Source organism: Pleomorphochaeta caudata, assembly GCF_055395745.1.
Genome location: NZ_AP042458.1, coordinates 3,030,976 through 3,046,415 on the forward strand (window position 1 = coordinate 3,030,976; position 15,440 = coordinate 3,046,415).

A 15,440-nucleotide genomic window follows, 5' to 3' on the forward strand; every position below is an offset into this window, starting at 1 on the left:
CAATAATGAATGAAAAGCAATTTACAAGAATGAAAAATGATCTAGGTTTTATCGCTGCATTGGATCAAAGTGGTGGTAGCACCCCTAAAGCTTTAAAAGCTTATGGTATTGATGAAAGTCAATATAAAAATGAAACAGAAATGTTTGACCTTGTTCAAGAGATGAGAAGTCGTATTATAACTAGTAAAGTCTTTACTTCAGAGCATATATTAGCTGCAATATTATTTAAAAATACTATGGAAAGAAAGATTGATGGGCTTTATACAGCAGATTATCTTTGGGGAAAAAAAGGAATTGTACCAATACTTAAAATAGATAATGGGTTAGATGTTGAAAAAGATAATGTTCAATTAATGAAACCTATTCCAGAATTAGATAGCCTATTAGAAAAAGCAAAAGAAAGAAATATATTTGGAACAAAAATGAGATCTGTTATCCATGAAGCTAATGAAAAAGGTATTAAACAAATTGTAGAACAGCAATTTGAATTTGGACTTAGAATTTTTGAAGCCGGATTTGTTCCTATTATAGAACCTGAAGTTGATATAAATAGTAGCACTAAAAAAGAAGCGGAAGTTCTTCTAATTAAAGAAATTGAAAACCAATTAGCAAAGTTAGATGAGTCAGTTAAAATCATGCTTAAAGTTACAATTCCAACAGAAGTTGGTGCTTATAGCAAATTGATGGAAGATCCTAGAATTATTAGAATCGTTGCTTTATCAGGAGGATACAGTCGTGATGAAGCTAATAAATTATTAGAACAAAATCCAAATCTTATTGCAAGTTTTTCAAGAGCTTTGCTATCTGATTTATCAGCACAACAACCTCAAGAAGAATTTGATTTGGCACTATCAGATGCTATAGAGAAAATCTATAATGCATCAGTAAAAAAGAATTTATAAGATTTAAAACTATATAAATTCAAAGATAAAACAGTCTTTTATGGTAAAATATTTATCATAGAGACTGTTTTTTAATTGCTAGGAGAAAAAAGAAATAACAGATTTTTTTCTCTTTCCTAATATAATTTTTAATCATCTGCTGGTAGTCTATCATCTTCCCATGGAGTATACAAATCATAATATATATAGGTTGGATCTGTAGTTGAATTATTTGATATACCAGGATTATCATCCTTAATAATATATGGATGAATACCATTACCATATAAAGGATAATAATAAACTCCACCTTCTTTATTTTTTGTAACAGTATTATTTTTAAAGTCTCCACTATAATGCCATAAAATAAGACCCAACAAAGAATTCCCATTAATAATATTATTACTTACTTGGCCATATGAATGATATATTTCAACTGAAGCATCATCTCTATTTCCTGCAGCTAAGGTTCCATTATCTAATATTTGATTATTAATAAATTTACCGGGATCCCCTACTCTAGAAATGCTTATACTTACTTTTTCTCTATTATTTTGAATAATATTACCAGAAACTTCACCATCTGCATTTTGTATTAATATATTACAATCAGCTATATTATTTTGAATAACATTATCTCTAAAAAAAGCTCCTTCACTTAGATTTTTAATATTCATCCAAACTTTTTTTTCACTACCTTGTATAATATTATCAGAAATAATGGATCCACTTGTTATATTATCCTCAACATAAAGACTTGCATAATAAGCATAATCATCAAAAGTATTTCCTTTTATTTCTGAGTTATCTATTAAATCTATCTCTATTCCGCTAGCATTAGTAAACTCGTTATAATTCAATTTAGAATCAATAAATTCATCTATAATTATTGTTTTTTCTGGAGGAGTAGTATTATTTATTATATTTTCGCTTATCTCAAAATCTTTTAAGTCATCTGCTTGTATAAATATTCTTCCACCAGTTTTTTCATTTTTACTTATCTGACCACTATAAATTACTGGATAGCCTATGAAATAGCCATACGGCAATTTTATACTTGCATAATCTATTGCCCCATCAGTAAATTTATTGTCTATAATTTCAATGTTATAAGTATCTAAATCTTCAACAATATCAGGATATGGCATAGTACAAATTACTGTATAATCACTAGAATACGATCCTCCATTTAATTGAAATCCTTCTATTCTAGTATTTGGATACATATATACTGTTGCAGCTATAATTGAATTAGGACTCCCAGTTAAGGTTAAATCATTCCACAAATAAATAGAATTTGGATTACCTTGTCCACCTGTATAATATCCATCAGGGACATCAATTGTAGCTATATCATCCTTATAAACATCAATTATTTTTTGTAAATCTGTTAAACTAGTAATTATTTCAATAGAAGACTCTGCTTTATTACCCATATAATCTTCAACTAACAATTTAACAGTATAATTACCCTCTTGAGTATATTGATGTGTAATACTACTTGTATAATCATTTGAATTAACATTTTGCTCAACAGTAGTACCATCACCAAAGTCCCAGGTAAACTTCAATCCATTAAATATAAAACTTGTATTAGGCTTTGCATAAAAGCTTATATCTACAGGAACAAATCCCGCTTTTATTGAATAATATATTTCTGCATTAAAATCACTTGAATCAGGAACATCCTCTATTTCACTATGATCTTCATACTCATCTTCAAGATCTTCTTTATCAAATAATTTTGGTAGAGTTGAGTCTTTATCAACACTCTCTTTTTCTGTCTCATTTGCTTGATGTAAATCATTCCAATCATCTACAAATTGATTAAAGGATTGTTCAAGATCTTTATATTTTTGACCTGCAATATCTTCAATACCATCATATAAATCTTCCCAGTATTGTAATCCTTGTTCAGTCCAATCAAAATCTGCATATTCCCAACTAATTATATCTTTAGGAATATTATAATCACCATTTAAAAGAATCCCATCTAAATTATCAGGATTAACATCATCAGGTGTTGTTTCTCTAAGTTTTTTATTACTTTTTTTTATTCCATCATCTCTTATATCAATATAAGTTGTATATCCATCAGAACTAGTTCCAATAATAGCTAATGCTTTTTCTGCTCTATTTGAACCTGTAAATCCACCAACCCCACCTAATACTAAAGAAACATAGGAATTATATTGAGTTACAGTCTTTACGGTTGGTGGGATATCTTCTTCATCAACAGCTAAATTAAGCACATTACCTGCAAAAGTTATAACTGCACTTGAATTTTCTATAACTGTCTTAGCAGTTTTTACTTTGCTAATAAAACCTGTTGCAGCAGCTGCTGTGGTAGTAGCAGTTGTTGTAGCCGCTCCAAAAGCTCCTAATGGAGTAGCTAATGCTAATGTTGCATTAATCTTACCTGAGGTATCTCTTACAGTTTCATAAAACTCAATTTGTTTTGTGTATTGTTCAACATCAACACCATCTACTTCTGCATTGAATTCGGAAGATACTTGAGAACATAAAAATCGAAGCCTCGCCATATCAACACCAGTTTTTCTAGAAATATCTTGAAGCGAAAACGTTGTTTTATATGTTGGATCTAAATACATTTCAACAAGGCGCCTTGCATAAGCACTATCACTCATCCCTCCAATTTTTGCAGTTACAAATGTTTTAGCTGTTATATTTTTTTCAGCTTCGGTAATAGCTGGTTGAAAGACTGTTTCATTCCAAATCTCCATTTCTTTACAGAAATCAATAAAATCATCTATTTCTTTTATTGCAGCGTCATTTAATTCTACTATTTTTGCTTTGCTAGTAATGTAAGGATCAGAGAATAATGCACTATTAACTAAAGTATTTACCCTATTATATCTTAGAGCATATTCGTACAAGTACTCATTTAAATCATCATCAAATTCATTAACAAAATCCAAAATTTCTGGGGGAGTCGCTAAAAGAGGAATATCAATAATCTCAGTATCATCATCTATGTCATTAATATCACTTACATCCCCCATCGGGCAGGATATCAATAACAAGATAAAAGGAAGAATTAATAGAGATATCAAATGTTTCTTCATAAAACTTTCCCCTACTATAACAAATTCATTATATATTATACCACTGATATTTCACACATACAACAAAAAGTGAATAATATTTTTTTATCTATTTAGAAATTAATTGAAATATAAACTAAAATTCCATAGATATTTTGAATATGTTTGGTTGCAATAAATATTACAAGCATTAATAAAGTTAGATTTAGCCTTTACACATTTATTGTATTAATTTATAAAACTATTAATTTGTTATCTATTAAAAATAATATTAAAATTTATTCAAACCTCAAATTTCTCTATTAAACAATATAGTTTTCTATGGTAAAATATTTTCTTGTTATTATCATTTTTCCAGACGTTGTAAATAACAATTCAAATATTATTAAATTGAGTTAAAAGATATTATATAAAAAGGAAACTAAAAATGAAAAAAATAATATATTGCATCCTATTATTAATTTTAAATCTAAACGCTCAATTATATGCTTCAGGCTCACAAGAAATAATTTATTATGAAAATGAAGTATCAAATCGTACAGATGAAGTTTCTTTAGCATTAAAAAATATAGCAGAAGCTCATGTGTTATCAAATGGATTATTGGATATATATATTATTCCTTGGTCTAGTGAAACATATTTGAATGGTACCTATTCTGAAATGAAAGCTCAGAGATATACTGATTCACAAATAAAACAAAAAACTTTTAACACCATTAGAGTTTTAGATGATTGTAATAATGTAGAAAAAAATTTAAAGTTCCTTATGATAATAAATCTAAATACTAAAGATAAAAATTATCATGATGAATCTTACACAATAGATAATAATTTTTTTAAATACATTTTTTTAGATAATGATAATGGTGATTTTTTGAGAGTTACAAACTATTCTTCAAATAATAACTGTATAATTGATAAATCAAATAATCAAATAGGTATAATTTTTAATTTCGTGCCTAATAAAGATTTCAATAGTTTAGATACTTTTTTTAGAAACACAAAAAATCTAAAATTATCAATAAACAAATTTGGATTAAGTAACCAGTCAATTACTTATAAATATCCTATAAATTCTATTTTTAATAATTTTCCAAATTGCACAAAAAATATATTAAACCAACTTAGATCTGAATTAAAAATAAATTTTATTTATTCAGAAACAGCTACACTACAAAATCAAAAATTATACTCAAAAATAAATAAACCTGAAGATCCCACAAAAGAGGGATATATTTTTAAAGGCTGGTATAAAGATAGAAATTTTTCTCAAATATGGGATTTTAATAATGATTTAATTCATAATGATTTGAATCTATATGCTAAATGGGAACCCAAAAAATATTCGATTGAAATTCAAAAATCAAAAAATATTATTCAAAAACTAGAAATAAGTTATAATCAAACAATTGACTCAAAATTAATTACTCCAATAAACGGTTATAGTCTTGAAGGTCTTTATAAAGATCCAAATTTTATTTACAAATGGGATTTGAATTTCAATAAAATATACAATAATCAAAAACTATATGCAAAATGGATTAAAGGTATAAATTTTAGAATCTCTAATGGGTCTAAACCTCAATCTTTAGATCCTGCAAAAGTTCAAAGTGTTCCAGAACACAGAATTTTAATGGCTTTATTTGAAGGATTAACATCTATTGATCTTAAAACAGCTAAACCAATTCCTGGTTTAGCAAAATCTTGGGAAGCAAACGAAGATGGTACTCAATATACATTCCACTTAAGACATGCTACTTGGTCTGATGGTGTTCCTATCACAGCTCAAGATATTGTTTGGTCTTGGTTAAGAGAATTAGATCCAGCAACAGCAGCTCCATATGCATGGTATCCCTGTATGTTCTTAAAGGGGGCTCAATCTTATAATTATGGCACAGGGAGTGCAGCAGATGTTGGAATCCGTGCACTTGACGATTACACTTTTCAAATGGACTTAGTCGGACCTCTTCCATATATAATTGATGCTCTAGAACACTATTCATTCTCTGTTGTTCCTAAACATGCAATTGAAAAATATGGCGATCAATGGACACAACCTGAAAACTTCGTAGGTAACGGTCCTTTCGTATTAAAAGAAAGAATTCCACAATCAAAGATTGTTTGTGTTCCTAATCCAAACTACTGGGATGCAGACTCTGTAAAGATTGATACATTAGAATACTTAGCATCAGACGATGACAATACTAACTACAACATGTACTTAGATGGTCAAATCGACTGGTTAACTAACGTACCTACAGATAAATTAAGTTCTGCTTCTATGAGAGATGACTACAAAGCTTCTCCTCAATTAGCAACTTACTACTATGTATTCCAAACACAAAAAGCTCCTTTAGACAATGTTAACTTAAGAAAAGCTATTTCTTATGCTATCGATCGTGAAGCTTTAGTTGAAGGTGTTACAAAAGCTGGTCAAATTCCTGCTTGGGGTATTGTACCTCCAATGGCTGGTTACGAAGCTCTTGAATTCCCAGAAGAAATCACAATCGATGGAACAACATACGATAACAGAGAAGATGCTGCTAGAGCTTACTTAGCAAAAGCTGGTTATCCTAATGGTATCGGATGTCCTACATTAGAAATTTTATATAACACAAGTGAAGGCCACAAACAAATTGCTGAATTCATTCAACAAGAAGTTAAGAACAAATTAAATGTTAATGTTGAACTAGTTAACAAGGAATGGGGAACTTACCTAACAGATAGAAATGCTGGTAACTTCGAAATTTCTAGAGCTGGTTGGGTTGGTGACTACCAAGATCCTAATACATTCTTAGATATGTTCTTACCTGGTTCTGCAATGAACGGCGGTAAATACGCAAATGACACATATGCATTATTCGTAAAAGAAGCAGCAACTATTTCTGACCCTGTTGAAAGACTTTGTGTATTAAGAACAGCTGAAGATATTATGGTTAATGAAGATGCTGCTATCTTACCTCTATACTACTATGTAACTCAAAACATGATTGATACAAGTGTATGGGGCGGTTGGCATACAAATACAATGGATTATCATCCATTAAAAGATATATATAAGAAACACTAATATAAAAAGACATAAAGCTTTTGATCAATTTTCCATACAATTAAAAATAAATATAATAAAATAAAATTTATAGCCTTATTGTACAACTCTCAAAACAAAGGAAAAACAAATTATTTTATAGAAATTAAACTGACTTTAAAGTACTTTTTCTAGGGATGATTTTTGATTGAAGAGTTATTATTTCATCCCTACTATTATCATTTTCAATAATTTCTTTTAATTTATATGCGCCCATCAAGCCCATTTCTTCAAGAGGAATATCAAAAGTTGAAATCGAAGGACGCCAGAAACTTGAAAAATCTCTATTATCAAATCCTAAAACTTTAACATCATTGGGAACAGATAATCCAAAATCTAAAATTGCATTTATTGCACCAGCTGCGATATAATCATTTTCACAAAATATCCCATCAATAGTTTTATCTTGTTTTAATAATTCAGTTGTTGCATTGTAACCATGATTTGCATCATATTCTCCAAAACATATTTTATTATTAGTTAAATTAATTTCTGATTCTTTTAATCTTTCATTAAACCCTAATAGACGAGTGATTGCTGAAAGTCTATCCTTTGGCCCTGCAATAACTGCTGGATTTCTTACACCACAACTAATTAAGTGCTCAGCAGCTTGAAGTCCCCCTGTTTTATTATCAATAACAATAGAAGGAATACCTTCAATCCTTGTATTTATAGATACTAAAGGTTTCGAAGTAATAAAAGAAGATATATCATCGTTTAAAGATCGTGGTATATGATGACAAAATAATATACCACTAACATTATGAGCTTTTAAAAAATCAAAAGCCTTTTTAAAATCACCATCAAATTCAATGGCTGAGACATATAAAAGTGAATATTGTCCCCCTCTTAATCCAGTTTCAATACCTTTAACAATTTTATTAACAAAAGATTCCGTTATATCAATTGCCAAACAACCTATAATACCTGAATTATTACTTTTCATTCTTGAAGCATTCCAAGAAGGTACATAATCTAACTCTTCAATTGCTTTTAATATTCTTTCTTTTGTTTTTGCACTTACAGGCCTTTTGCCATTAATAGCATGAGAAACTGTAGCTGGAGCTACTCCAGCTTTTTTTGCTACATCTAATATAGTTACAGTTTCTTTCATATATAGTTCCTTTTAAATCAGTTCTATTTTTTCACAATATCACTAATCATATCTTTTAGCATATTACCATATTTATAATACATACCATTATTATAGTCAAAGTGTAAATGAGGTTCTATAGAGAACAATCCTTTATACCCATGTGATAAAATATCTCTAATCATTAATTTAAGATCACAATCTCCCATACCTGGATAGGTATGAACAGTTTCTCCATTTACTATTTTACAATCTTTTATATGAAAATGCACGATTTTTTCTAAAGCAACATAATAAAATCTCCAACTTTCTTCAATTGATTTCTTATGACCAATAGGATTCCCTGGATCTAAAATTACTTTGAGAGATGGAGAATCAACTTCACTTAACAATTCCTCTAAATTTTCTGGAGATTCACTTGCCCAACCATCACAAATTTCCATACCTAAAATAATATTATTATCTTCAGCAATCTTTGTTAGTTCAGAAATCCTTCTAATAACTTCTTTTCTCCAATCTTCATTGCTATAATTATCATTTGGATAACTCATTATTCGAATCAAATTAGTATCCAATTTTTTCATACGACTTATAGATCTTTTTAAATCATTGATATCTTCTTCAAAAGGATGTGAAATCTTTCTCGCCCAATTTGCAATCTCAGAGCCAAAACCTGCACAACCCATATTATTTTCATCTAATTGAGCATAAACTTTATCAAAAGCTTTATCACTCAATTTTGTAATATTAACCTTATCAATACTTCTTAATTCAATTGAATTAAATTTTAATCTTTTATGTAATTCAATTTGGCCATTTAATGAAGAATCTCCTTCATCAGCTATACCTGTTAATCTATTTAATAATTGATCCATAAACTACTCCCAGTTAATAATAATTGCTAAATGCTTATTTCTATCGTCAATTAACAAATGATAAGCATCCTCAATTTTATCTATTGTAATATAATCAGTAATAAATAAATCTACTTTTAATTGGCCTTGTTCTATAAAAGACAATACATGTTCTCCAAACATTTTTTGATTTAATTTACCTTTAAATTTTTCAAATCTGTTTTCATGTGCCCCAATAATATTGATAAACTTTCTATGAATATCTCTATAAGGATTAATTGAAACAAGACCTCTAGTTGAACCGATAAGAATTACTTCTCCTCTTAGATTTACAATATCCAAAGCATCATTTAATACTCTTGGAACACCAGTTGCTTCAACCACAGTATCAAAACCTTTATTATTAGTTATTCTTTTTATTTCTTCTTTGAAATTAGGATCTAAAGGATTAACGGTATTTAAATTACATTTTTTTGCTAATTCTAATCTTTCAGGAGACAAATCTGCTACAGTTACTTCTCGTTTTGTTACTAATCTAAATAATTGAGCACAAATATTACCTATTAAACCACCCCCATAAACTAAAACATGACCTTCTTTTTTTTCACTAGCTGCAACGGCTGTATAACTTATTTGACCAAATCTAGTAAATAAAGATGTTTCAATATTTTTTTTATCATTTATTTTAAAATATAAATCATTTTTTGAGTCAACAATAGAAAAATCACTATGTGGTTTATAATGCATAATTATATCCCCAACATTATATGAACAGTCTCCATTAATTTCTACAATTTCACCAACACTTGAATATCCTGCGGCTATAGGATATTTTGCCCAAGCAACTCCAGGTTCTGAAAATCCAACATGTGTTTTACAAAATAAAGCTAATTCCGTACCTGGACTGATCAATGATTTTAAATTTTTTACAATAAAAGAATTTTCTTTTATTTCTTCACTTACCTCAATAATTTCTGCTTTTTCTTTTGCAGTAAAATATACCTCTTTTCTTTTCATAAAATCCTATAAATTAATTATTATAGGCTCTCCTTTTATTATATTTTCTAAATTAATTGATTTTATTATTCCCCCAAATCTGTCTCTAAAAACAAATTTTCTGCCATTTAAATTTGTACCTTGAGTTTCCAATACAAATTCAATTTTATTTTTAAATACTTTATATCGATATAAATTAAACTTTTTATAAGTTAATTTAGTTTCTCCATCATCTTCAAAGTATATACCTTCTCTATATCCTTCTAAGATTGGATAAATATTAAAATTAACTTTTTCAAATAAGGCTGTCTTTAATTTTGTAACATTAGTAGTTGGGATAAGAGAACCCTCTCTTACAAAATATTTATTATTTCCTAATTTACATTCTATTTCCAAAGTTTGACCACCTTGAAAAAAAACACCTTCAGGGCTATACCAATTTGTTGTATTTGGAAGATATACCGTTTGACTATTTTTTCTTTCCTCAGTAAATAATACTTTTAAAATATCATCACCATACATACAATTAACATCATCAATTCTACAATTATTATCTCCAATAAACTCAAGTTTTAAGGATCTATCCATTGGAGAACCATTTACAACAGCTTTATAGGCAGTTGTATAGGTATAAGGAATAAAATTATAATGTGTCTTTATTAAATGTTTTATTTTGTCTAAAGAATCAATATAAGTCCAAGGTTCTGTTGGATTATCATCTTCTCTCCAAGAATGTATTACAAAACGTGGTTGGAATACTGCACTCTCACAAGCTCTAACCAACAATTCTTCAGTTGGTCTCTCTCCAAAAAAACCTCCTAAATCATGACCATAAAAAGGTAATCCACTTAATGCCATAGAAATACTCTGATATTGATTAAATTTAAGAGATTTCCAATCACTGCAATTATCGCCACTCCAGGTTCGAGCATATTTTTGAATGCCACTATAACCACTTCTAGAATAATTCCAAGCTCTTTTATTTGGGAAAACTTCATTAAAAGTTTCAAAAGCGGCTTCACTCATCAAAATCGGAAGGACTGTCTTAATTTTACTGCTAGGAATTTCAATATCTTCTATTTCAAATTCATTATTATCATTCCAAATTCCACTACAACCATAATCAAAATATTGTTTTTTTAATTCACTCTTCCACCAAGCTTTTGCATTCTCATTTGAAAAATCTATTAAAGAAGCATTTCCACCCCAATAAAATTCAACATAAGGATTTCCATTTTCATCTTTAATAAAATAACCTTTTTTTGCTAAGTCATCATACCATGGATGGGTAGTAAGAATACCAGGTTTGATATTCATAATTAAATTATATCCACGATTAGACAAAGCTTGTAAATATTCTTTATAATTTGGAAATTTTTCTTTATTCCATAAAAAAGCGTATCTTTTACCATCTTTTGCTTTTAAATACCCAGAAGATACATACATCCCTTCACAAGGAATATCATATTTCTCGATTGTTTCAAAATATTTTAGTATTCTTTCTTGTGCATCGTCACTTTCTACATAATTCATTGAAGAACCTAAAAAACCAAAACTAAATAATGGGGGGAAATTTGGGAATCCTGTGATAACATAATATTTTCTTAAAATATCTTTATAATCTTCTCCATCAATTACAAAATATGAAAAAGGACCACCATCAATTTTTATAGAGTAAAAGAAAGGACTTTCTTTACCAAAATCCATATAATCAATATCACATTCATCAAAGAAAAACCCTGTGAATTTTTTATTATTTTCTTTTATAAAAAATGGAATTGATTTGTAAAGCGGATCTGAAATTTCAGCATCATAACCTAAACTATCTTTATTATAGAATCTAAACAGTTTATTACGTCTATCAATAATACCACTTTTATCCCCTAATCCATAAAAATGATCATTCATATCCAATGGAAAATTAAACTTACCAAAAAGATTTGCTTTTAAGTTATTGCCGACACATCTTAATTGATAACTTGGAATAACAGTATCACTTGAGCCTAAAACTCCTCCATGGATGATTTCATTATTTTTATAAACAGATATATTTGCACTTAATTTATTTATAATTATATTTATTTTATCTAATTTAACATCAAATATTTCAGTACTTTCATCTATAGTAAAATCTATTGATGGAGTTAAAGAATTATTTGACAAATAGCTACTCCATTTTTCTAATAATGGATCAATTGGAATATCATTAAATATATAATTAAAATGAAAAATATTTTCTTCAAATATACTTAATTCAAGTTTTCCATTTTCACATTCAAAATATATTTTATTTTCTTCAATATAATATTTTGTAATTTTTTTTAGAAATCTTTTCATACTATCCTTTTACCGCCCCTGTTGTAATGCCACTCATAAAATATCTTTGAAATATCAAGAAAACGACTATAACAGGAATTATCGAAATAGTAGTCATCGCTAATAAATTTGACCAATTAATTTGTAATTGCCCAACAAAATTAGCAAGAGCTTGTTGAAGCGTTTGTTTATCATTGTCTGTAATAACTATTAATGGCCATAGATAATCATTCCATCTCCACATAAAAGAAAAGATAGCTATTGTTGCAACAATTGGTTTGCTCAAAGGAATTATAATTGTCCTAAATATAAAAAATTCCTTTGCTCCATCAATTCTAGCTGATTCAATCATTGAATTTGGTAAATTAACCATATATTGTCTAGCTAAAAAAATACCTGTGGGAGTTGCTGCTGGAGGAATAATAATACCCCAAAGACTATTTAACATACCCAACCTTTTTAATTGTAAAAAAATTGGAATCATTATTACTTGCAAAGGAATCATTAAAGTTCCAATCATTATTGAAAAAATTAAATTCCTTCCAGGGAAAATATACTTTGCTAGTGCATAACCACACATAATATTTATCAATACAGTCATAACAGTTGAAACAACAGCAACAAATAAAGTATTCGAAAAATATGTTATAAAACTACCATGCTTTAAGGCTTCTATATAATTCAAAATAGTCCAATTTTTTGGTAAAAAAGTCATTGGAATTTTGAACAATTCACTTTGAGGCTTAAAAGATGAAAGAAAAACCCAAACTACAGGAAATAAACAAAACATAGCTAAAAAAATAACTATAATATGTTGCAGAACTAATGAAAGAGAATATTTTTTATTCAACTGAGCCCTCCTTTCCTGTTACTTTAAATTGAATTAATGTAAATATTGCTATAACAGCCATTAATATAATTGACATAGAAGAAGCATAACCAAATCTATCTTCAATAAAAGCAACTTGATAAACCTGTTGAACAACAAATTTAGTAGCATAACCAGGGCCACCTTTTGTCATTGTTACTATCAATTCATAAGCTTTAAAAGATTGAATTGTTGCAAGAACTAATACAACTAGAATTGTACTCTTTAACATTGGTAGCGTAATTTTCCTGAAACTTTGAATGGAAGATGCTCCATCTATTCTAGCAGCTTCATACAATTCAATTGGGATTGCTTGAAGGCCTGCAATAAATATAATCATATAATATCCTGATTGAGCCCAAACTGTAACTATTATTACACTTAGCATTGCTATTGAACCATTAGTAAGCCAACCAATTGGATTATTCCCTGTTGCTCTTAATACATAATTAAGAATTCCCATTTCATCTCCTAGAATAAACCTCCAAGCGATACCAACAGCAATTAGACTAATTAAAGCAGGAATATAAAAGGTTGCTCTAAAAGCTTTCTCACCTTTTATCTTATTTCTTGATAATAACAATGCTAAGAATAATGAACTTACAAGTAAACAAGCGACAGTACAAACTGAATATACCAAAGTATTTTTAAAAGTAATCCAAAATACTTCATCACTAAATAAATTTCTAAAATTATCTAATCCTATAAACTCTTTAGCAGTAAAAATACCCCATTGCATAAAACTCAATCTAAGGCCTTGAAAAGCTGGTATAATAATAAATATTCCAAAAATTAATAAGTTTGGTAACATGAATAAAATAGGGGCCAAAGTTTGTTGAAAATTCCCATTTTGAGACTTTTTTTTCATAAATTTTACCTTTTCAATTATAATAATGTCTCCTAAATTAATAGGAGACAAAATCCTATTTTAGTATTTTTCTGCTTCTTTATTTATATTTAAAGTAGCTTTTTCTGCACTAATATTACCTAATAATACTTGTACTATTTGTTCTCTAATATATGAATATACTTTATTAACTGCATCATTTTTCCATTCAATTGCAGTAAATGCTGGTGTAACTTTTAAGTCTTCAGCAAATACTTCAAAGTCTTCTTTATTTGATGCATAAGGAACATCTGTATCAATCCTTGATGATAGATTAAATGTATCTGCACAATATTTTTCATTACTTTCTTTTGTGCTAAATGCAGCCATTAAATCCATAGCAGCTTTTTTATTTTTGCTATCTTTAAATGAAGCTATAAATTTACCACCAGGAACTGAAGATCTAATTTCACCTATTGGAGTATTTACAACACACCATTTGAAATCAGTGATATTTTTATTATATGTATTTATATTCCAACTACCACCAATATGACAGGCTACTAAACCAGCTTGGAATAGCTCTGCAGGATTCTCACTACCCAGCCAAACACTAGAAGGGATTAAACCTTCTTTATGTAATCTAGCAAATCTTTCGATAGCAGCAATTGCTCCATCATTATGAAAATCAACTTTAGTTTGATCCGAATTCATCATTCTTCCACCATGTTCATAAATAAGTGTTGAAAAACGATGTGGAGAAAAATCTAATGCTAGACCATATTCCATATTTGGATTTGCAGCAATAACTTTTTTAACTGCATCTTCCCATTGATCCCATGTCCAAGTTTTACTTAATTCTTTAACATCAATACCAGCTTTTTCCCAAGCACTTAAATTTACAAGCATACCATTTGCTGTAGCTTCAGTTGGATAAGCTAATAATTCACCATCAGTATTTTTAGCAAAAGCAATTGAACCTGGCATAAATGAAGCCTCAATAGCATCAATATCATCAACATAAGAATTAATTGGTTCAAGACTTGAACCTAAAGAAGCTAAGTGATTATTTGTAACACGAGCAATATCTGGTGGATTGCCACCACTAATCATTAGTTTTAATTTCTGTTCATATTCTTGGAAAGCAACCACTTGCATATCAACTTTAACATTTGGGTTTTCTGCTAAATAACCTTTAATTGTATCTAAAAATACATCTGATTCATTAGCATCATTAAACCACATAACGGATAAAGTGACATCATCTTTTGCTGCTGGTTCGCTAGCACCTTGTGCAAATATTACGTTCATACATAATAAAATTGATATCATCAATAATGATAATTTTTTCATTTTCAACCTCCTATGATTGCAAAAACAAAATTTTTGTCAAATAATAGCAAAACGTTTTACTAAGCTTATAATAAACCTCGCTATATAATAAGTCAAATAA

Annotated in this window: 10 protein-coding genes; 2 read left to right on the forward strand and 8 right to left on the reverse strand. The window is 28.6% G+C overall.

The features are described 5' to 3' along the window. The first annotated feature begins 5 nt into the window (after positions 1-5). Positions 6-902, forward strand: coding sequence for a fructose bisphosphate aldolase (locus ACZ5RS_RS13930; RefSeq protein WP_464636454.1), 897 nt, complete (start codon positions 6-8; stop codon positions 900-902). 128 nt (positions 903-1,030) lie between these two features. Here the strand turns inward: ACZ5RS_RS13930 and ACZ5RS_RS13935 are convergent, their stop codons facing one another. After that, positions 1,031-3,967 carry a PKD domain-containing protein gene (locus ACZ5RS_RS13935; protein ID WP_464636456.1) on the reverse strand — a complete coding sequence of 979 codons (2,937 nt, stop codon included), beginning with the start codon at positions 3,965-3,967 and terminating at the stop codon, positions 1,031-1,033. 406 nt (positions 3,968-4,373) lie between these two features. Between ACZ5RS_RS13935 and ACZ5RS_RS13940 the strand changes: the two genes are divergently transcribed. Beyond that, positions 4,374-7,016, forward strand: a complete 2,643-nt coding sequence (locus tag ACZ5RS_RS13940; protein ID WP_464636457.1) for an ABC transporter substrate-binding protein — start codon at positions 4,374-4,376, stop codon at positions 7,014-7,016. Positions 7,017-7,140: 124 nt separating this feature from the next. Here the strand turns inward: ACZ5RS_RS13940 and ACZ5RS_RS13945 are convergent, their stop codons facing one another. Genes ACZ5RS_RS13945 through ACZ5RS_RS13975 form a run of 7 tightly spaced genes read right to left on the reverse strand, consistent with a single transcriptional unit; the run spans position 7,141 to position 15,340 of the window. Next, complete coding sequence (locus ACZ5RS_RS13945; protein ID WP_464636459.1) at positions 7,141-8,148, reverse strand: LacI family DNA-binding transcriptional regulator; 1,008 nt, start codon at positions 8,146-8,148, stop codon at positions 7,141-7,143. A gap of 23 nt (positions 8,149-8,171) precedes the next feature. Further along, the gene (locus tag ACZ5RS_RS13950) at positions 8,172-9,002 is read right to left on the reverse strand and encodes a sugar phosphate isomerase/epimerase family protein (RefSeq protein ID WP_464636461.1); all 831 of its coding nucleotides are present in this window, start codon (positions 9,000-9,002) and stop codon (positions 8,172-8,174) included. Positions 9,003-9,005: 3 nt separating this feature from the next. Next, positions 9,006-9,998 carry a zinc-dependent alcohol dehydrogenase gene (locus ACZ5RS_RS13955; protein WP_464636462.1) on the reverse strand — a complete coding sequence of 331 codons (993 nt, stop codon included), beginning with the start codon at positions 9,996-9,998 and terminating at the stop codon, positions 9,006-9,008. A gap of 6 nt (positions 9,999-10,004) precedes the next feature. Further along, positions 10,005-12,314, reverse strand: coding sequence for a TIM-barrel domain-containing protein (locus tag ACZ5RS_RS13960; protein ID WP_464636464.1), 2,310 nt, complete (start codon positions 12,312-12,314; stop codon positions 10,005-10,007). A 1-nt stretch (position 12,315) separates the two neighbouring features. Further along, positions 12,316-13,143, reverse strand: a complete 828-nt coding sequence (locus ACZ5RS_RS13965) for a carbohydrate ABC transporter permease (protein ID WP_464636466.1) — start codon at positions 13,141-13,143, stop codon at positions 12,316-12,318. After that, positions 13,136-14,029, reverse strand: coding sequence for a carbohydrate ABC transporter permease (locus ACZ5RS_RS13970; RefSeq protein WP_464636468.1), 894 nt, complete (start codon positions 14,027-14,029; stop codon positions 13,136-13,138). The genes ACZ5RS_RS13965 and ACZ5RS_RS13970 overlap by 8 nt, the downstream gene beginning before the upstream one ends. 60 nt (positions 14,030-14,089) lie before the next feature. Then, positions 14,090-15,340 (reverse strand): ABC transporter substrate-binding protein, encoded by a 1,251-nt coding sequence (locus ACZ5RS_RS13975; RefSeq protein ID WP_464636469.1) that lies wholly within the window; start codon positions 15,338-15,340, stop codon positions 14,090-14,092. Positions 15,341-15,440 lie beyond the last annotated feature (100 nt).

Bases quoted from the DNA above. Each gene is read 5' to 3' on its own strand.
- ACZ5RS_RS13930 (WP_464636454.1), top strand. From the start codon at position 6: ATGAATGAAAAGCAATTTACAAGAATGAAAAATGATCTAGGTTTTATC.
- ACZ5RS_RS13935 (WP_464636456.1), bottom strand. From the start codon at position 3,967: ATGAAGAAACATTTGATATCTCTATTAATTCTTCCTTTTATCTTGTTA.
- ACZ5RS_RS13940 (WP_464636457.1), top strand. From the start codon at position 4,374: ATGAAAAAAATAATATATTGCATCCTATTATTAATTTTAAATCTAAAC.
- ACZ5RS_RS13945 (WP_464636459.1), bottom strand. From the start codon at position 8,148: ATGAAAGAAACTGTAACTATATTAGATGTAGCAAAAAAAGCTGGAGTA.
- ACZ5RS_RS13950 (WP_464636461.1), bottom strand. From the start codon at position 9,002: ATGGATCAATTATTAAATAGATTAACAGGTATAGCTGATGAAGGAGAT.
- ACZ5RS_RS13955 (WP_464636462.1), bottom strand. From the start codon at position 9,998: ATGAAAAGAAAAGAGGTATATTTTACTGCAAAAGAAAAAGCAGAAATT.
- ACZ5RS_RS13960 (WP_464636464.1), bottom strand. From the start codon at position 12,314: ATGAAAAGATTTCTAAAAAAAATTACAAAATATTATATTGAAGAAAAT.
- ACZ5RS_RS13970 (WP_464636468.1), bottom strand. From the start codon at position 14,029: ATGAAAAAAAAGTCTCAAAATGGGAATTTTCAACAAACTTTGGCCCCT.
- ACZ5RS_RS13975 (WP_464636469.1), bottom strand. From the start codon at position 15,340: ATGAAAAAATTATCATTATTGATGATATCAATTTTATTATGTATGAAC.